The sequence below is a fragment of the Polaribacter pectinis genome (genome assembly GCF_014352875.1).
GTDB lineage: Bacteria > Bacteroidota > Bacteroidia > Flavobacteriales > Flavobacteriaceae > Polaribacter > Polaribacter pectinis.
Genome location: NZ_CP060695.1, coordinates 2,642,181 through 2,661,214 on the forward strand (window position 1 = coordinate 2,642,181; position 19,034 = coordinate 2,661,214).

General features: G+C 30.0%; 22 protein-coding genes and 1 tRNA gene. 11 read left to right on the top strand and 12 right to left on the bottom strand.

All coding sequences use genetic code 11. The features are described from left to right. Positions 1-165 precede the first annotated feature (165 nt). The 4 genes from H9W90_RS11780 to H9W90_RS11795 all read right to left on the bottom strand — a co-directional run bounded on the left by H9W90_RS11780 (position 166) and on the right by H9W90_RS11795 (position 3,216). Positions 166-495 (bottom strand): hypothetical protein, encoded by a 330-nt coding sequence (locus H9W90_RS11780; RefSeq protein ID WP_187481789.1) that lies wholly within the window; start codon positions 493-495, stop codon positions 166-168. 82 nt (positions 496-577) lie between these two features. Continuing rightward, positions 578-1,633, bottom strand: a complete 1,056-nt coding sequence (locus H9W90_RS11785) for an NAD(P)/FAD-dependent oxidoreductase (protein ID WP_187481790.1) — start codon at positions 1,631-1,633, stop codon at positions 578-580. Positions 1,634-1,830: 197 nt separating this feature from the next. Beyond that, on the bottom strand, positions 1,831-2,067 hold the full coding sequence (locus H9W90_RS11790) for a NifU family protein (RefSeq protein ID WP_088352772.1): 237 nt from the start codon (positions 2,065-2,067) through the stop codon (positions 1,831-1,833). A gap of 3 nt (positions 2,068-2,070) precedes the next feature. Beyond that, positions 2,071-3,216 carry an Mrp/NBP35 family ATP-binding protein gene (locus H9W90_RS11795; protein WP_187481791.1) on the bottom strand — a complete coding sequence of 382 codons (1,146 nt, stop codon included), beginning with the start codon at positions 3,214-3,216 and terminating at the stop codon, positions 2,071-2,073. 177 nt (positions 3,217-3,393) lie between these two features. Here H9W90_RS11795 and H9W90_RS11800 point away from each other — a divergent pair, with 177 nt between their 5' ends. Further along, positions 3,394-3,849 carry a hypothetical protein gene (locus H9W90_RS11800; RefSeq protein WP_187481792.1) on the top strand — a complete coding sequence of 152 codons (456 nt, stop codon included), beginning with the start codon at positions 3,394-3,396 and terminating at the stop codon, positions 3,847-3,849. A gap of 74 nt (positions 3,850-3,923) precedes the next feature. Here the strand turns inward: H9W90_RS11800 and H9W90_RS11805 are convergent, their stop codons facing one another. The 3 genes from H9W90_RS11805 to H9W90_RS11815 form a co-directional block, all read right to left on the bottom strand. After that, positions 3,924-4,274: an MGMT family protein gene (locus H9W90_RS11805; protein WP_187481793.1), complete on the bottom strand. Its 351-nt coding sequence runs from the start codon at positions 4,272-4,274 to the stop codon at positions 3,924-3,926. Positions 4,275-4,357: 83 nt separating this feature from the next. Next, positions 4,358-5,029: a tRNA (guanosine(46)-N7)-methyltransferase TrmB gene (gene trmB, locus H9W90_RS11810; RefSeq protein ID WP_187481794.1), complete on the bottom strand. Its 672-nt coding sequence runs from the start codon at positions 5,027-5,029 to the stop codon at positions 4,358-4,360. Between the two features lie 9 nt (positions 5,030-5,038). After that, positions 5,039-5,260 (bottom strand): DUF6341 family protein, encoded by a 222-nt coding sequence (locus H9W90_RS11815; protein ID WP_187481795.1) that lies wholly within the window; start codon positions 5,258-5,260, stop codon positions 5,039-5,041. A gap of 41 nt (positions 5,261-5,301) precedes the next feature. Here H9W90_RS11815 and H9W90_RS15380 point away from each other — a divergent pair, with 41 nt between their 5' ends. Continuing rightward, positions 5,302-6,231, top strand: a complete 930-nt coding sequence (locus H9W90_RS15380; RefSeq protein ID WP_222934230.1) for a DUF6427 family protein — start codon at positions 5,302-5,304, stop codon at positions 6,229-6,231. Here H9W90_RS15380 and upp read toward each other — a convergent pair. After that, positions 6,226-6,879: a uracil phosphoribosyltransferase gene (gene upp, locus H9W90_RS11825; protein ID WP_187481797.1), complete on the bottom strand. Its 654-nt coding sequence runs from the start codon at positions 6,877-6,879 to the stop codon at positions 6,226-6,228. The two genes, H9W90_RS15380 and upp, sit on opposite strands and share 6 nt — an antisense overlap. Positions 6,880-6,974: 95 nt before the next feature. Here upp and lysM point away from each other — a divergent pair, with 95 nt between their 5' ends. From lysM to H9W90_RS11865, 8 genes are all read left to right on the top strand, one after another. Continuing rightward, on the top strand, positions 6,975-7,445 hold the full coding sequence (gene lysM, locus H9W90_RS11830) for a peptidoglycan-binding protein LysM (RefSeq protein WP_187481798.1): 471 nt from the start codon (positions 6,975-6,977) through the stop codon (positions 7,443-7,445). Positions 7,446-7,560: 115 nt separating this feature from the next. After that, complete coding sequence (locus H9W90_RS11835) at positions 7,561-8,457, top strand: DMT family transporter (protein WP_187483981.1); 897 nt, start codon at positions 7,561-7,563, stop codon at positions 8,455-8,457. Between the two features lie 47 nt (positions 8,458-8,504). Continuing rightward, positions 8,505-9,359, top strand: a complete 855-nt coding sequence (locus H9W90_RS11840) for a YicC family protein (RefSeq protein ID WP_187483982.1) — start codon at positions 8,505-8,507, stop codon at positions 9,357-9,359. An 82-nt stretch (positions 9,360-9,441) separates the two neighbouring features. Continuing rightward, a complete protein-coding gene (gene gmk, locus H9W90_RS11845; RefSeq protein ID WP_187481799.1) occupies positions 9,442-10,035 on the top strand; it encodes a guanylate kinase in 594 nt (197 codons plus the stop codon). A gap of 81 nt (positions 10,036-10,116) precedes the next feature. Beyond that, entirely contained in the window at positions 10,117-10,701 is a 585-nt protein-coding gene (gene nadD / locus H9W90_RS11850) for a nicotinate (nicotinamide) nucleotide adenylyltransferase (protein WP_187481800.1), read from the top strand. 48 nt (positions 10,702-10,749) lie between these two features. Next, positions 10,750-11,607, top strand: coding sequence for a M23 family metallopeptidase (locus H9W90_RS11855; RefSeq protein ID WP_187481801.1), 858 nt, complete (start codon positions 10,750-10,752; stop codon positions 11,605-11,607). Continuing rightward, positions 11,607-13,106 carry a GH3 auxin-responsive promoter family protein gene (locus H9W90_RS11860; RefSeq protein WP_187481802.1) on the top strand — a complete coding sequence of 500 codons (1,500 nt, stop codon included), beginning with the start codon at positions 11,607-11,609 and terminating at the stop codon, positions 13,104-13,106. Before H9W90_RS11855 ends, H9W90_RS11860 begins: the two co-directional genes overlap by 1 nt. Before the next feature lie 95 nt (positions 13,107-13,201). Continuing rightward, a complete protein-coding gene (locus H9W90_RS11865; protein ID WP_187481803.1) occupies positions 13,202-13,651 on the top strand; it encodes a 6-pyruvoyl trahydropterin synthase family protein in 450 nt (149 codons plus the stop codon). A 5-nt stretch (positions 13,652-13,656) separates the two neighbouring features. Here the strand turns inward: H9W90_RS11865 and pth are convergent, their stop codons facing one another. From pth to H9W90_RS11880, 3 genes are all read right to left on the bottom strand, one after another. Continuing rightward, a complete protein-coding gene (gene pth, locus H9W90_RS11870) occupies positions 13,657-14,223 on the bottom strand; it encodes an aminoacyl-tRNA hydrolase (protein WP_254712485.1) in 567 nt (188 codons plus the stop codon). A 185-nt stretch (positions 14,224-14,408) separates the two neighbouring features. After that, positions 14,409-15,023 carry a 50S ribosomal protein L25/general stress protein Ctc gene (locus H9W90_RS11875; RefSeq protein ID WP_187481805.1) on the bottom strand — a complete coding sequence of 205 codons (615 nt, stop codon included), beginning with the start codon at positions 15,021-15,023 and terminating at the stop codon, positions 14,409-14,411. A gap of 21 nt (positions 15,024-15,044) precedes the next feature. Next, the gene (locus tag H9W90_RS11880; RefSeq protein WP_187481806.1) at positions 15,045-15,986 is read right to left on the bottom strand and encodes a ribose-phosphate pyrophosphokinase; all 942 of its coding nucleotides are present in this window, start codon (positions 15,984-15,986) and stop codon (positions 15,045-15,047) included. 127 nt (positions 15,987-16,113) lie between these two features. On the opposite strand from H9W90_RS11880, the gene H9W90_RS11885 reads away from it, so the two are divergent. Then, positions 16,114-16,195: transfer RNA gene (locus H9W90_RS11885), tRNA-Leu, on the top strand. A gap of 111 nt (positions 16,196-16,306) precedes the next feature. Here H9W90_RS11885 and H9W90_RS11890 read toward each other — a convergent pair. Beyond that, positions 16,307-18,985: a TrlF family AAA-like ATPase gene (locus H9W90_RS11890; protein ID WP_187481807.1), complete on the bottom strand. Its 2,679-nt coding sequence runs from the start codon at positions 18,983-18,985 to the stop codon at positions 16,307-16,309. Positions 18,986-19,034 lie beyond the last annotated feature (49 nt).

Below are 19,034 nucleotides of genomic sequence, written 5' to 3' on the forward strand. Positions count from 1 at the left end.
GTTAGCATAATATTGCTACATTTTTACATTGAAAAACTGAATACATTAAACGCTCATTCAGGATTGCGCTTTATTAGGAATTTTAAGTATGTTAATAAATCTGAATACATCTCAATCGATTTCGTTTGTTGCTCAAATATACGAAAATGATAGGAGAAAAATCTACTATAAAAAATGTTCAACTCCTAAAAGTTGATACAAAGGAGTTATTACAACCAAAGCTATTAAAATATAAACAAACATTTTTACAAATATTGATGTTGATTTTTCTTCAATTATAAAGTTTGTATTTAAATTATTAGATTGTAATAAAACATCTTTCGAATCGTAAATTGGGTTTTTCAATTCACTTTCTAAAGTATTACTTTTAGGAATTCTGTTGTAGTAAAAATTTAGAATTGAGATTATTACCATTGAACCTAAAGCGAACATTAGTAAATCATATGCATTTAGTTGCCTAAAAAAAGGAAATGGAATAAGATTGTGTGCAAACATAATTCTAATTTTTACCTAAAATACAAAATTTATTTTGATGATGAGATTTCTCCTCATTCTTCGTTCGAAAAGACAAAAATGCTTACTCAATCTTTTTAACAACTGCTTTTGGGGCTTCTTTACGTGTTCCGTCAAAACCATCTACACCACCAACTGTTGTGTATTTCATTACGTATTTTTTATCAGGAAAAATTCTTTGAAACGCACTCTGACACATTAATGTTGCTTCATGAAAACCACAAAGAATCAATTTTAATTTTCCTGGATATGTGTTTACATCTCCAATTGCGTAGATTCCTGGAATATTTGTTTGATAATCTAAAGCGTTGTTTACTTTAATGGCGTTTTTCTCAATTTCTAATCCCCAATTGGCTATTGGCCCTAATTTTGGCGACAAACCAAAAAGAGGAATAAAATGATCGGTTTCAATTGTAAATTCTTCTCCACCATTTTGTATCACAGAAACACCTTCTACTTTGTCTGTTCCTATAATTCCTTTTACTTCTGCAGGTGTAATCATGTTAATTTTACCAGCATCTTTTAATTCTTGCACTTTATCTACAGAATCTAAAGCGCCTCTAAATTCGTTTCTTCTGTGAATTAATGTAACTGAAGAAGCAACATCTGTTAAAAAAATAGACCAATCTAATGCTGAATCTCCACCTCCAGAAATTACTACTTTTTTGTCTCTGTAAAATTCTGGATCACGAATAATGTATTCTACTCCTTTATCCTCAAAATCTGCAATGTTAGGAATTGGTGGTTTTCTTGGCTCGAAAGAACCTAATCCACCAGCAATTGCAACAACTTTTGCCTGGTGTTTTGTTCCTTTATTTGTGGTTACAACAAAAGTTCCATCTTCTTGTTTTTCGATGGTATCTGCACGTTCACCCAATGTAAAACCTGGTTCAAATTGTTTAATTTGTTCCATTAATTTATCGGTTAAATCGCCTGCTAAAATTTCTGGATATGCAGGAATATCATAAATTGGTTTTTTAGGATAAATCTCTGAACATTGCCCACCAGCTTGTGGTAAAGCATCTATTAAATGACAACGCAGTTTTAACAATCCTGCTTCAAAAACGGTAAATAATCCTGTGGGTCCTGCACCAATAATTAAGATATCTGTTGTAATCATTTCTTTTATTTTTTAAAACCTCACAAGATTTTATTCTTATGAGGTTTTTTTATGTTGATGAGCGCGTTAGGGATTGAACGGCTTGTTTGAGCTCTTTTTTATTTTTCTTAAAAAAAGCGAGTAGTGAAAGCCCGACCTTTTTAGGGAACGCCCAAAATTAAAATATTAAACTTATCTAAAAACTGATTTTTATCAGTTTAGGCAACGTTTATAACTTCTTCTATTTGTGGAGCGTACTTTTTAATGGTTGCTTCTACTCCGTTTTTTAGCGTCATTTGATTTACTGAACAACCTGTGCAAGCGCCTTCTAATTGTACTTTTACAATAGAATCTTCGATTGAAAGTAATTTGATGTTTCCACCATCGCTCATTAAAAACGGACGAATTTCATCTAACGCTTTTTCTACATTACTTAATGTTTCTTCTGCTGTCATAATTTATTTTTTTACTGAACTACAACCACTCATTGTTGTAATTCTTACCACTTCTGTTGGTGGTAAATTCTCGTTTCTTTTTAATAATTGAGCAACCATTTCTTTGGTAATATTATTGAAGGCTTCTTCTAAAACGGTTCCGTTTTGTAACGCTACTGGATGCCCAACATCGCCAGATTCACGAATACTTTGTACTAAAGGGATTTCGCCTAAAAACTGGGTTTTAATATCTTCTGCCAAGTTTTTTGCACCATCTTTTCCAAAGATATAATATTTATTATCTGGCAATTCTTCTGGTGTAAAATATGCCATATTTTCTACGATTCCTAAAACGGGAACGTTAATATTTTCTTGTTGGAACATGGCAACTCCTTTTTTAGCATCTGCCAACGCAATGTTTTGTGGTGTACTTACTACAACTGCTCCATTTATTGGTAAAGCTTGTACGATTGATAAATGTACATCTCCTGTTCCTGGTGGTAAATCGATTAAAAGAAAGTCTAACTCACCCCAAGCTCCATCGAAAATAAGTTGATTTAACGCTTTAGAAGCCATTGGTCCTCTCCAAATTACTGCTTGATTTGGGTCTGTAAAGAAACCTAAAGACAATAATTTTACTCCGTAATTTTCGATTGGTTTCATTTTAGATCGTCCATCTACTTTTACAGAAAGTGGTTTTGCTTTTTCTACATCGAACATAATATGTTGCGATGGTCCATAAACATCTGCATCTAAAACACCAACATTAAAGCCCATTTTTGCTAAAGAAATAGCTGTGTTTGCTGTAATTGTAGATTTACCAACACCACCTTTTCCAGATGCAATTGCAATAATGTTTTTAATATTCGGAATTTCCTTACCACGAATTTGATTCGGATTTGAATTTTCTTTTGCAACTGGTTTTTCTACAGTTACATTCACTTTTACGTCTATATCTTCAGAAACATTGCTTTTAATTGCTTTTGTAATTTCTGATTCAACTTTCTTTTTTGCCTGTAATGTTGGATTGCTAATTGTAATTTCTACAATTACTTCGTTACCAAAAATTACGATGTTTTTTAAGTTGTTATTTTCCACCAAACTCTTTCCTTCTCCAGGAGCAGTAATGGTTTCTAATGCTTGTTTTATATTTTGTTTGTTAAAACTCATTTCGAGATTTTAATTAGGATTAATTCTAAATAGCAAAGATACTTTTAAAAATACTTTTAAGGAAATAAAGGGGTAATAACTACTATTAAAAAATGCTTAAAAGTTTAAAAACAACACTTTATGATATTTTAAAATAATTTTTATTATATTTATAAAATAATTTAACTCCTAAAGATTATGAAAAACACAAACGCCCTAACGTGTGTAACTTTCCTATTGTTAATTACTTTTAATTACCAAACAACTTTTTCTCAAGACATTGTAGCGCTTAACACCGTTACTAAACTATCGTCTAGATCTTATGCTGCGTCTAATAATATAGTTTTAGAAGCAGCTACTTTAGAAGATGGGAAATACACTTACGATTTTAAAGAAAAAAAGATTTTAATAGAAATTAAAGATGGCTTCTATTATGAATACCATCCTAAAAAAGAATTCATTAAAGCTAGAATCGATTGGTTAACAAAATTTAAATATAAACTTACTATTGTTGCTATTAAAAAAAGAGGAGCTCCATTAAAAGTTGGTAGTATACTTACAGCTGAGATTGTAAAAATTAAGGGAGATGAATATTTTTATTCTTCACTTTTAAATAATAAAAAAAGAAAAGGTAGTTTTAAAAAAGTAAAATAAATTACAACTTAAAAGATTATTGCATTAAAAAACCATCAAAAATTTGATGGTTTTTTAATTTATTTTATTGTCATTTACTTATTTAAAAAGTAATTAGGTAATTCCTCTTTTGGATTCCAGAAAACGGTTTCTAAATTTTGAATTTGATTTTCAATAACTACAATTCCTTCGCTTTCTAATAATTGTTGCATTAGATTTGTACCATCGAAATGATGTTTTCCAGTTAATAATCCTTTCTTATTTACAACTCTATGAGCTGGTACGTCTTCTAAATTATGTGCTTTGTTCATTGCCCAACCTACCATTCTTGCAGATTTTGCTGCACCCAAATATGTTGCAATTGCACCATAACTTGTTACTTTTCCGTGAGGAATTAAACGCACAACTTTGTAAACTTTATCAAAAAAATTATCGGGTTCTTTCACTCTTGAAAGATAGGAATTATTAAGTAAATTTATTAAGCATTTAAAGGCTTTAATCCTTTTTGAAGTTTATCTGCTCTAAAAAACTAATACTTCAATCTAAATTGAATGTATGTAATTGGTTTGTCTACAGCTAAATATTGATTTTCGTAAAAAGTTTGAGTTTCTGTAACTTCCTTTGGAGAACCTTCGTTTTTATAGACATTGTGGTTTGCATTCAAAATTTCGTGACCTTCTCCATGCAATAAACCTAAAGTGTAACCATGCATAAATTCGCTGTCGGTTTTTAGATTCATAATTCCGTTTTCTTTTAAAATAACATTGTATTTTTTTAGAAAAGTAGAGTTTGTCATTCTATGTTTTGTACGTTGGTATTTTATCTGCGGATCTGGGAAAGTAATCCAAATTTCAGAAACTTCGTTTTCTGCAAAAATAAAATCTACCAACTCAATTTGAGTTCTTACAAATGCAACATTTGGTAAATTTTCTTCTAATGCAGTTTTTGCACCTCGCCAAAAACGAGCGCCTTTTATATCAATTCCAATATAATTTTTATTCGGATTTTTTCTGGCTAAAGCAATAGTATATTCGCCTTTACCACAACCCAATTCAACAATAATCGGGTTCTCGTTTCCAAAAAAAGAATGCCATTTACCTTTATGAGAAAAGTTAGTTACAACTTCTTCTCTTGTTGGCTGAATGACATTTTTGAACGTTTCATTTTCTTTGAAACGTTTTAGTTTGTTTTTGCTTCCCAAAGTGTAAAATTAAGCTCTGTCTTCTGTTCCTTCTTTTACAAATCGTTTAGATTCTTTCATCCAATATGCAAATAGAACTAATAAAACTGCTAGAAAAAACCAATTTACAGCGTTAGAAATCCACCATCCTAAATCTGCATGTGCTACACTTGTGCGTAACCAATTAAAAGGGATGAATAAAAGATCTGTAAATAAACTACCAATCCATCTAAAAATATTGCTTGCTATCATAACTTAATTATCTTTACACTGCAAAAATAACAAAAGAAACAATGCTAGCCAATTTTTTAAGCAAATCTAAACCAATCAATTTTATAGTTTTATTAGCTTTCTTTTTCTGCTTCTTTTTATTAGCTGTTTTTAACACCTTTTTTGTTGACAGTTTTAATATAGATGAACTCTTAAAAATCGGGATCTTTTTTCTTCTCTTTTTAGGAATATTTTTCTTTTATAATTTTATTATTTCTAAAAATAATCTAACGTTTGATAACTCGTATGCATTTTTCTCATTTACCCTCTTCCTATCCTTTACACTACCCAGCATATTAGAATATAAAATACTGATTTTAATACTTTTACATCTTCTGTTTTTAAGAAAAATCTATAGCTTAAAATCTATAAAACAACTAATAAAAAAAATATTTGACGCTGGTTTTTGGCTTGGAATTTGCTTTTTTATAGAACCTTTATCCATAGTGTTTTTTGTACTTATATATGCCGGAATATATTTACATCAAAAAATAACAATTCACACAATTATAAGCCCAATTATTGGTTTTATAACACCACTAATTATTTACTTTACATATTGTTTTTGGTTTGATAATATTGAAGAGTTTCAGCAACTTTTTTACTTTTATGACGTAAAAACCTTTTTAATTTATTCTGAAAACGATAGTATTTGGTTTGTAGGTTTTATACTTTTAACAACATTACTATCATTATTTATAAAATCTCCAAAAGCATTATCAGTAAATAATTCCTTTAAGAAAAATTGGATTCTACTAATTATAAACTTAATAATATCCTTGCTTTTTGTATTGATAATTGAAGATAAAAACGCATCAGAAATTGTTTACCTACTATTTCCAACAAGTGTAATTATTGCAAACGGATTAGAAGAAATTAAGAGCAGTTTGGCTAAAAATGTAATTTTTATTTTGATATTAATTGGTGTAATTACACATCAGTTTTTGTTATAATTTACTACCAAAAGCCAAATCTCCTGCGTCTCCTAAACCAGGAACAATGTAGCCTTTATCATTTAAAACATCATCAATAGCAGCTATCCACAAATGTGTGTTTTCTGGAAAATTGTTTTTAACAAACTCAACTCCTTCTGTAGAACCGATTACTGCCACAATATGAATCTCTTTTGGCGTACCGTGCTTTTTTATTGCTTGGTAAACAGCAGCTAAACTTTGTCCAGTTGCTAACATTGGGTCTGCTAATAACAAAGTCTTATTTTCAATTGAAGGCGCTGCAAAGTATTCTACTATAATTTCAAATTCTTTATCTTTATTAGGATGGTGTCTATAGGCTGAAATAAATGCATTTTCTGCATCATCGAAATAATTTAACAATCCTTGATGCAAAGGCAAACCCGCACGTAAAATAGAACACAAAACAACATCATTATAAGATAATTGAAGTTTCTTTTTACCTAAAGGTGTTTCTACATAAACTCCAGAATAAGAAAGGTTTTTACTTAATTCATATCCCAAAATCTCACCAATTCTTTCAATATTTCGTCTAAAACGAAGCGAATCTTTTTGAATTTTCACATCTCTTATTTCAGATACAAATTTGTTTAAAATTGAGTTATTTTCTCCTATATAATGTATGTTCATTTTAATAATATATAGTAACAAATGTAATGCAATTACATAAAATTTGTATATTGGTGCCAAACAAAAAATTAAATTATTAATTAAAAAATTAGAAAATGGGACTTTTTTCATTCATTAAAAATGCCGGTGCTAAAGTTTTTGGGATCGGAAAAACTACAGAAGAAGAAAATGCAGAAAAAGCAGATCAATTAAGAGATGCTATTGCTAAATTAGAATTAGAAGTTAAAGACTTATCGATTTCAGTTGATGATGATGCTGTAAAACTTTGGGGAGAAGCTGCTGATTTAGCTACCAAAGAAAAGGTAGTTTTAGTTGTAGGAAATACAAATGGTGTTGCTTCTGTAGACGATAATATAACTGTTGCTGAAGTAGAAGTTATAGAAGAAGCTGCAATGGCACAATTTCATACTGTAGAAAGTGGGGATACTTTAGGTAAAATAGCAAAAGAATATTATGGAAATGCAATGAAATATCCTGTTATTTTTGAAGCAAACAAACCAATGTTATCTCATCCAGATAAAATTTATCCTGGTCAGGTTTTAAGAATTCCACCTTTAGTGGACTAACCAAAAGTTAATCAACCAAAGTAAAAGAGTTTCAAAAGTAATTTTGAGGCTCTTTTTTTATGTTCATTTTTAAAAATATCATCAACTTTGTTGCTTAATATTTAGAGCGTTTATGATGAATAAAAGAATACTCGCATTAATTGCAGTTTCTATTGCAACATTAATTTATGGTGTAAATTATACCATTGCAAAAGATGTAATGCCTTTTTACGTAAAACCTTATGCTTTTATTTTAATTAGAGTTATTGGTGCAACAGCTATTTTTTGGTTGTTAGGTTTATTTGTAAAACCTCAAAAAATAGAGAAATCTGATTATAAAAAAATATTTGTAGCATCATTTTTTGGTATTTCTTTAAATATGTTAGCTTTCTTTAAAGGTTTAAGTTTAACTACACCAATAAGTGCTTCTGTAATGATGGTAACCTCTCCAATATTGGTGTTAATTTTTTCGAGCATTATCATTAAAAAGTCTATTGGAAAACAAAGAATTTTAGGTGTATTTATTGGTTTAATTGGTACTATTTTATTGATTACTTATGGCAATTCTTCAAATGGAAGTTCTACAAACAACAACCTTGGTAACTTTTTGGTTTTTGTAAATGCTGCTTCTTATGGTTTGTATTTGGTTTTGGCTAAAAATTTAATTGAAAAATATCATCCTATTGTTTTTGTAAAATGGCTGTATCTATTTGGTTTAATTTTTGTAATTCCTATTGGTTACACTGAGTTTACAGAGATCGTTTGGCAAGAAATTCCAAGTAATATTTATTGGAGTATTGGCTTTGTAGTAGTGTTTACTTCTTGTGTAACTTATCTTTTCAATTTATATGGTTTGTCTAAATTAAAACCAACAACAGTAAGTGTGTTTATTTATTTGCAACCTGTAATTGCTTCTATTTATGCATTAATTGTTGGTAGCGATTCTTTAAATTTGGTAAAAATTAGTGCTACTTTACTCATCTTTTTAGGCGTTTATTTAGTAACCAAACAAGTTAAAAATTCTACTAAATAAAACTATATTTGCAACTCATTTAAAATGACTATTTTATGATTCAATCTATGACTGGCTATGGAAAAGCAGTTTTACAATTGCCAACCAAAAAAGTAACTATAGAAATTAAATCTTTAAACAGTAAAAATTTAGATCTAAATGTTCGAATTCCATCTTATTATAAAGAAAAGGAATTAGCAGTACGTAAAAAATTAGCGAGTTCTTTAGTTCGTGGAAAAGTAGATTTTTCAATTTTTGTAGAAATGACTGCAGATGAAACTTCGGCAAGTATAAATCACGGAGTTGTAAAACAATACATGCAACAATTAAGAAATGTGGTTCAAACAGGAACTTCAGATGATGTAGAATTGTTAAAAATGGCAGTAAGAATGCCAGATGCATTAAAAACAGATCGTGAAGAATTAGATGAAAATGAGTGGAATATCATCAACCAAAATATTGATATTGCCATTAAAGAAATTGTACAATATAGAATTGATGAAGCTGCTTCTTTAGAGATAGATTTTAAAGAAAGAATTACAAATATTAGAACGTATTTAGAAGAAGTAAAAGCGTTGGATGGAGATAGAGTTGAAAATGTAAAAACACGTTTAAAAAAGGCAATTGACGATTTAAAAGTTGATACTGATGAAAATCGTTTCGAGCAAGAACTGATTTATTATTTAGAGAAATTAGATATTAATGAAGAGAAAGTTCGTTTGGCAAATCATTTAGATTATTTCTTACAAACCTTGGCTTCTGAAGATTCTAATGGTAAAAAATTAGGTTTTATTGTTCAAGAAATGGGAAGAGAAATAAACACAACTGGTTCTAAAGCAAATTTTGCACCGATGCAAAAAGCGGTTATTCAAATGAAAAATGAATTAGAGCAAATTAAGGAACAGATTTTGAATGTACTTTAATACAAGTAAGTAAGCTGATGAATTTCAGTTTTTAAATATTAAGATGTTGAAGAGAGTTCAGCAAGACAAAAATTAAGAATTTATGTCAGATTTTAAAGGAAAATTATTCGTCTTTTCAGCACCTTCTGGTTCTGGTAAAACAACAATTGTTCGTCATTTATTACAACAAGAAAGATTCAATTTAGAATTTTCTATTTCTGCAACATCAAGAGAACCAAGAGGTTTCGAAAAAGATGGTGAAGATTATTATTTTATTTCTTTAAGAGATTTTAAAGATAAAATTAAAGCAGATGAATTTCTAGAATGGGAAGAAGTTTACAGAGATAATTTCTACGGAACTTTAAAAAGTGAAATTGAAAGAATTTGGGCACAAAAAAAACACGTTATTTTTGATATAGATGTTGTTGGCGGTTTAAGAATTAAGAAAAAATATCCTGAAAGAACACTGTCTGTTTTTGTAAAGCCACCAAGTGTAGACGAGTTAAAAATTCGTTTGAAGAAACGTAAGACAGAAAGCGAAGCAAAGATAAATATGCGAATTGCAAAAGCTTCTGTAGAATTAGCAACTGCACCTCAATTCGATAAAATTATTAAAAATTACGATTTAGATGTTGCTCTAAAAGAAGCAGAAGATTTAGTGAGTGATTTTTTGGAATTAAAAGAAAATAAAGAGTAGAGAAACAAGAAAATAGAGTCAAGAATAGAGATGAGTAAGAAGTCTCTTTTCTTTATTCATTTTTCTAATATCTTTTAAAAAATGAGTAAAATCGGTTTATATTTTGGCACTTTCAATCCAATTCATGTGGGGCATTTAATTATTGCCAATTACATGGTAGAAAATTCAGATTTAGATGAAATTTGGATGGTTGTTACGCCCCATAATCCGTTTAAAAAGAAAAGTTCTTTACTAGAAAATCATCATAGATTTGAGCTAGTTTACAGAGCAACAGAAAATTATCCGAAGATAAAACCTTCTGATATAGAGTTTAAATTACCACAACCAAACTATACTGTTTTTACATTAGCACATATATCTGACACCTATAAAGACAAAGAATTTTGCTTAATTATGGGTGAAGACAACTTAAAAAGTTTTCATAAATGGAAAAATTTTGAGACTATTTTAGAACATCATCATATTTATGTTTATCCAAGAATTTCTGATGGAAAAGTAGCAACTCAATTCGATAATCATCCAAAAATTCATAAAGTTAATGCGCCAATTGTGCAAATTTCATCTACAATGATTCGAAACGGAATAAAGGCTGAAAAAAATATAGTACCAATGTTAACCAAAGAAGTTTGGCAATATATTGATGAAATGAATTTCTACAAAAAATAGATTTACTATTTTTACGTTGTATATTTATAACAATTCAAAATTTAATTTGTGGCTAAAAAAAAGGGTAAGTTTAAACAAAAACTAACAGACAAATATAGACTGGTTGTTTTAAATGAAGACACGTTTGAAGAGCGTTTTTCTTTAAAATTATCTCGTTTAAATGTATTTGTTTTAGGTGGTTTTTTCTCAATCTTACTAATAGCATCCACTATTTTATTAATTGCCTTTACACCAATAAAAGAATACATACCAGGCTATTCTTCGTCCAAATTAAAAGCAGATGCTTTAAAAGCTACACTAAAAGCAGATTCTTTAAAAACAAAATTAGCTGTTTTAGAAAACTACACATTAGCTTTAAAACCTGTATTAACAGGAGAAATAGAAGCTGAAAGTATAGATTCTTTACAAGTAGAAGCAAGACAGCGAGAAATAGATGAAAGCTTACTAAATGCTTCTAGAGAAGATTCTTTATTTAGAGAAAAAATTGAAAGTGAAAACAGATTTGCAATTCAACAAAATGGAAGTAGTAATGTAAAAATTGTCTTTTTTGCACCACTCACTGGAACTATTTCGCAAAATTTTGATGTAAATTCTAAACACTTTGCAGTAGATATTGTTGCTAAAACAGGCACGCCAATTAAAGCTGTTGCAGATGGAACCGTTATTTTTTCTGCATGGAACACAGAAACTGGTTATGTTTTAATTTTAAAACACGCAAACGATTATATTTCGGTTTACAAACACAATGGAAACCTACTAAAACAACAAGGCGATTTTGTAAAATCTGGCGAGGTTATTGCCACTGTTGGTTCAACTGGAGAATTAACTACTGGACCACATTTACATTTCGAGCTTTGGAGCGGTGGTTATGCTGTAAATCCTACTAATTTTATCGATTTTAAATAATGAGCATTAAATCCTTTTTTGCAATTCCGTTTGCTAAAATTGCTACTAAAAAAGTCCAAAAATGGGCTAAAAAACCATTTGAAACACAAGAAAAAGTATTCAAAAATTTAATTTCTGAAGGAAGAAAAACAGCTTTTGGAAAAGATCATAATTTTGATAAAATAGCAACTTACGAAGATTTTAAAAAACAAGTAAAAGTTACAGATTACGAAGGTTTAAGACCTTATGTAGATAGAATGGTTGCTGGTGAATCTGATGTTCTCTGGAAAGGAAAACCATTGTATTATGCCAAAACATCTGGTACAACTTCTGGTGCAAAATACATTCCTATTACCAAAGAATCTATGCCAACACATATAAAAGCGGCTAGAAATGCTTTGTTATTTTATATTGTTGAAAAAAACGATGCTAGTTTCGTAGATGGAAAAATGATTTTCTTACAAGGAAGCCCAGTTTTGGAAAATAAAAATGGTGTTAAATTAGGAAGATTAAGTGGAATTGTGGCACATTATGTTCCTCAATATTTACTAAAAAATCGTTTACCAAGCTGGGAAACCAATTGTATTGAAGATTGGGATACTAAAGTAAATGCAGTTGTTGAAGAAACCGTAAATGAAGACATGACTGTTATTAGCGGAATTCCTTCTTGGGTGCAAATGTATTTCGAAAAACTGATTGAAAAAACAGGAAAAAAGGTTTCTGAGTTATTCCCAAATTTTAATTTCTTTATTTATGGAGGCGTAAATTTTGAACCTTATAAGAACAAATTCGAAAGTTTAATTGGTAAAAAAATCGATTATATAGAATTATATCCTGCTTCCGAAGGTTTTATTGCATACCAAGATACTCAAACCGAAAAAGGAATGTTGTTGCAATTAGATTCAGGAATTTTTTATGAATTTATTCCTGCGACTGAATTTTTTGATGAAAATCCGACCAGAATTTCTATAAAAGATGTAAAAATTGGTGTGAATTATGTGATTATTCTAAATACAACTGCAGGTCTTTGGGGTTATAATATTGGCGATACTGTAGAATTTACTTCAACAAAACCTTATAGAATTAAAGTAACAGGAAGAATAAAACACTTTATTTCCGCCTTTGGCGAACATGTAATTGGAAAAGAGGTAGAAAAAGCATTAAACGATTCCATAAAAGGAACCAATATAAATATTAGTGAGTTTACTGTGGCACCACAAGTAAACCCTGCAAGTGGTTTGCCTTATCACGAATGGTTTATTGAGTTTGAAAATGAACCAGAAAATTTAGAGGAGTTTGCAGAAAAAGTAGATACTTCTATGCAAGAGCAAAATATTTATTATTTCGATTTAATTGAGGGAAAAATATTACGTAAACTTGTCATCAGAAAAGTTAAAAAAGGTGGTTTTCATGAATATATGAAATCTATTGGTAAATTTGGTGGACAGAATAAAATTCCGCAATTGTCTGATAACAGAAAGATTGCAGATGTTTTACAAGATTTTTTAGTGGAAGAATAATTATTTAAAAAAATGGGAGATTATTTATTTTTAGTATTAGCAATAGCCTTAGTTATTGTGTATTTTTACAACAAATATAGAAACAAGCGTCGTTAATGAGTACAATTAGAATAACAAAGCAATTCAATTTTGAAACCGGTCATGCTTTATATGGTTATGATGGAAAATGTAAAAATGTTCACGGACATTCTTATAAACTTTCTGTAACAGTTTCTGGAAAACCAATTAAAGACAACACCAATGTAAAGTTTGGAATGGTGATTGATTTTGGCGACTTAAAAAAGATTGTAAATGAAGAAATTGTAGATGTTTTTGACCATGCCACAGTTTTTAATAAAAATACACCTCACGTAGAATTAGCCAAAGAATTAATGGACAGAGGACATGATGTTTTGTTGGTAGATTACCAACCAACAAGTGAAATGATGGTAATTGATTTTGCTGAAAAAATTAAGAAAAGATTGCCAGAAAAAATCAAATTACATTCCATTAAATTACAAGAAACCGATACTAGTTTTGCAGAGTGGTATGCTAGTGAAAACTAGAAATATTATTTTCCGTTAAAAGTATTCATGGTATTTGCCAAACCAGCAGTACCAAAAGTTGTAACTACTTTTGCTGAAGTTGGTAAACGCTCTATTAATTGGCTGGTTTCTTCTTTAGTCCATTCTCCTAAAACAAAGTTTACTTGCCTACCTTTACTGTAATTACCCCCAACTCCAAAGCGAAAACGAGCATATTGTTGGGTATTTAATTTCTCTTGAATATCTTTAAGTCCATTATGGCCTCCTGCAGAACCTTTTGCTTTTACGCGAATTGTACCAAAATCGATATTTACATCATCTGTAATTATTAAAACATTTTCTGTCGAAATTTTTTCTTGTTGCATCCAATATTTTACAGCTTTTCCACTTAAATTCATAAATGTACTTGGCTTTAATAAAACAAAGGTTCTTCCTTTAAAACGGAAATTAGCAACATCTCCTAACTTTTCTGTTTCGAAAGTTGCATTGTGTTCATCAGCAACTTCATCTACAATTTTAAAACCAATATTATGGCGCGTATTTGTGTACTTTTCACCAATGTTTCCTAAACCTACAATTAAAAATTTCTTCATTAATTCTTCTTTAGTTTCGTGCTTTAAACCGAAAATGTTTTTAAAAAATGATATCACATTCATTCTTCAAAAATAAGAAGAAATAAATAATGATTGATATAGTTATGACTCCTAATAAAATCTAGGACAAGAAAAAAGCGCTACAAAAATGTAGCGCTTTTAAAAATTTATTTGTTTGAACTAAACTATTCAGCTGCTGCTTCTGGTGTAGCTTCTTCTGTAGTTTCGTCTTCATCTTCGTCATCAACATTAGTTGCATTACGAGAAGTTCTAACTTGAACAACAACAGTGTTGTCTGGGTGCATAAAGCTATAATCGTCATTAAATAATGATGTTATAGTTAATTTATTTCCAATTTTTAATTTAGAAATATCAGCAGTTACATAATCTGGTAAATTTGCTGGTAATGCTTTAATTTTTAATTTACGGTTTGTAAAACGTAAAGAACCACCATTTAAAACTCCTGGAGAAGTTCCAGTTAATTTTACAGGAATGTTCATTGTAACTTCTTTATCATCAAATAACTGATAAAAATCTACGTGTAAGATTTTATCTGATACTGGGTGAAATTGAATGTCTTGCAAAATTGCAGATATTTTTTGTCCATCAACATCAAGACTTGCAGTATAAACGTTTGGAGTGTATACCAACTTTTTAAATGCTTTTTCTTCTGCTGAAAAATGCACTGGCTTATCTCCTCCGTATATAACGCAAGGAACCATACCAGCATTACGTAAGGCTTTAGTAGCTACTTTACCTACGCTTTCTCTTTTTGATCCTTTAATTGTAATTGATTTCATTACTTTTTTTTATTAATTTATTTACATTAAAAATTGTCCACTAATTGAAGTATTGTCTTGCACTTTGTGCATAACATCCGCAAATAATGGCGCGCAAGATACCACTTTTATTTTAGATGTAGTCTTTTTTAATGGAATTGTATCAGAAACTATTAACTCCGTTAAACCAGAGTTTTCTATTTTTTCATAAGCTCCACCAGAAAGTATTGGATGTGTACAAATTGCACGTACACTTAAAGCTCCTCTTTCCATCATTAAATCTGCAGCGTGTGCTAATGTTCCTCCAGTATCTATCATATCATCTACCAGAATTACATTTTTTCCTTCTACATCACCTATCAATTCCATATGACCAATTACATTGGCTTTTTTTCTTTGTTTATAACAAATTACAACATCCGAATGCAGATGTTTAGAATATGCATAAGCTCGTTTTGAACCTCCCATATCTGGAGACGCAATTGTAAGATTATCTAACTTTAAACTTTTTATATAAGGCATAAAAATAGTAGAAGCATATAAATGATCTACTGGTTTTTCAAAGAAACCTTGAATTTGATCTGCGTGCAAATCCATTGTCATAATTCTTGTTGCTCCTGCTGTTTGCAATAAGTTGGCTACTAGTTTTGCCCCTATAGCAACTCTTGGCTTATCTTTTCTATCTTGTCTTGCCCAACCAAAATAAGGCATAACTGCTGTAATATGTCTTGCTGATGCTCTTTTAGCGGCGTCTAACATTAGTAACATTTCCATTAAGTTGTCTGCTGTAGGAAAGGTTGATCCTATTAAAAAGACTCTTCTTCCTCTGACTGATTCTTCGAAAGCTGGCTGAAATTCACCATCGCTAAAATGAGTTGTTATTACTTTTCCTAATGTAGTGTTGTATTCTTTAGCTATTTTTTCTGCTAAAACAGTACTTTGCGAGCAAGCAAAAAGTTTTGGTGCTAATTGATTTGTAGGCATTTAGTTGTTTTTTTGTTGTGTTGTTGTAAGTACACAAAAGTAGATATTATTTATTGAGTTTGAAATTAAATTTTTGACTTTAAAAACTAAAAATATTTAGTAGCTTTGCATTCTTATTAATTGTACTGCTCAAGTGGCGGAATTGGTAGACGCGCTGGATTCAAAATCCAGTTCTTTCGGGAGTGTGGGTTCGATTCCCACCTTGAGTACACTAACAAAAACCGAAGTTTTACACTTCGGTTTTTTAATTAGGTCAAACATAGGTCAAACATAGGTCAAACAAACTAATGCTTTAAACTTATTTTTTAACGAATGAGTAGCTAGTTTATACCATATATTTCTTTTCTTCTCCTGAAAGCTCTTTCTCCCCCCTCTAAAATAGCGCAACTAATTTTTCTTGATTTCTGATTATCAACTGAACCTCTATCAAAAACTACCGATCTAGTACTAGTGCTTTTTAATGGAATTATTAATTCTGCGTCTCCCAATACAGCAATATTAGGATTATGAGTTACAATGATTACTTGTCGTTGCTCCTTAATTTTTCTCAAGTTAGAAACAATGGTTTTATATACAAATTCACTATCTAAATTATCTTCAGGTTGATCTATTAATAAAGGATTTTTACTTCTTGAGTGAAGTAAAATTGCCAATAATATAGATTGCTGTTGTCCCAGAGAAAGATTCGCTAATGGCTTTGTAATGTGTTTAATCTTTCCTGTAACCTCATCTTTATAATTCTTAGTTACTAATATTGATGGCAAGTCTTCAAATTCCAATGACTCTAAATCTTCTCGCTGGTCTACATCATCATATTTTGAAATAATACGATTAATCTCAGAATCACTAAATACTTGTACTCCTTCATCAATAATCAGTTTTAGGTAATCTAAATCTTTCCTAAATAAATTCTTAGAGAAGTCTATAGGATTTGTGTTCCTTGAAATATGATGAGCTTTTTTTACTCCACTAGTACGGTAATCAAGTACTCCTTTTAAATGGTTTTCGAATTGTTGAGAGTATGTTCCCTGAGAATATTTAATTGTAATATAAAAACCTTCAATAGTATTTTTAAGATTTTTATTTAACTCTTTAGCCAATGCACTTCTTAAATAAAAAATTCTATCTTTAGTTCCCTTGCGGTGTTTTAATAATTCCTTACGTTCTTTGAGCTTTTCATCGAGTATTTTTTTATCATTCAGAAGTTTTTTTAATCGCTTTTGATAGAATACCAGATCTTTAGATATTTGATTTATCTGACCAATATCAAAAGGAATTCCTTGCTTTTTTAGATCCTGTTTTTTCTTATCCATTTCCTTTTGAATATCAGCTTCTTTAGACTTCCAACTTGTAAGTTGACTCCTAAGTCTTGAAATCTTTGATGTAAGTTCAGTATCTAATTTATCTGAAGTCTTATTAACTACTTCAGAAAACTCAGCAACAATTTTTTTAACCTCTTCAAAATTATCCTTTCCAATTATTATATTTTTTCCATCCAAATCATTTACCATTTCAAAGACAGATTTATCACTAAAAATGTTCTTATATTTTTCAATTAAATCCTTAAGTTCTTCAATTAAATCACTTCTTAATGCACGCTCTTGTAAAAGTGCTGAGTGGTGCCTGACTAGATCTCCAACTTTTTCTTTTTCAAGTCGTTTAATTTTACCTTCTCTATCTTTCTTTAATTTTAAAGTTTCTGGTATATTTTTTACTTCAAGACGTAACTTATCTATATCACTTTTATTTTCGATAAGTTTATTTCTTAAATCCTCATCCTCTGTTCTTAAAGATTCAATATCAATAAAAGAATCAAGAAATTCTAACAGGACATTTGGATTATTATCGCTATGTTGTAACGTTTCGGCTGTTTCTCCCTGTCCATAAATCTCGATAGGAACTTTAGTCATTGCATCTTCATTGCCATCAGTCATATTAATAACTTCTCCATTTTTCTCCCTAGTAAGCAATGTTTTTTTACCAGTTTCATCTTCAAAAACAAGACTAATTTTGTCTGACCAAACATCACTATCAACAACTCTAGCATTTCTACTATTACCTGAAGTTTCACAAATTGATTCTAACATTGTAGATTTTCCTGTTCCACGACCTCCAATTATGCAAGTTAGATTATTACTAAAATGAACAATTTGCTCTTTTAGTAAACCTCCATCAAATTGTATTCCTACAAAATGAGGTGTTTTTTCTGGGATAAAATCCTCAAGACGAATTCGTGCAATTGGAGTCATTAAGGCTACTTTGAAAGCATGAAAGGATAAATCGTCCATTTTAATTCTTGTAAGTCTGCCATCACCACAAGCGTTAACACCAAGCTTACCTAATTTATGAGAATCAGAAGACATTAGTTTTGCAAGGTCATAGTCACCTTGTAAATCTAATTCCTTTCTACGAATATTTATAAGGTTCTTACGGTTAGATTCTGTATCATTATCTGTATAGAAATCAACACTATCTTTAGATGTTATTTCTAAACCTAAAAGGTTTGGGTGTTTAAATATATTTTCCATTTGTGGTCCAAATCGACCTATTGTTCTTTCAAAACCAGAACTTAATTCAATATGGGCAAGTACTCCAATACCATTATGTTCTCGCGCTAAATCCAAACAATTTATTATCCCCTCATTACATGTTTCCTTATTAGGAGCTATATGCAGTTTCCCCTTAAAACTACTCAAATTATCATATGTATCAAAATAAACTAATAAATGACCTTGTGTAGTACTTATTTCAATACCTGGTATTACTAAAATATTTTTGTCTTTAGCGTAATCTATTGCTATTTTTGAATTTCCAATTTCATTATGGTCAGTAATACTAATAACCTTCAAACCCTTCTCTAAAGCTGTGTCTACTATATTCTGTGGTGTCATTGTTACATCGGATACATCGAAAGAACCATTATCAAAACTAAATGAGTGTATATGAAGGTCGGCTCTGACAAATTGGCTTCCATTTTCTACATTACTAAAATCAATCATAATTTTAAAATACTACAGTGAATAACTCTTATACTTAGTAAAGTATAAC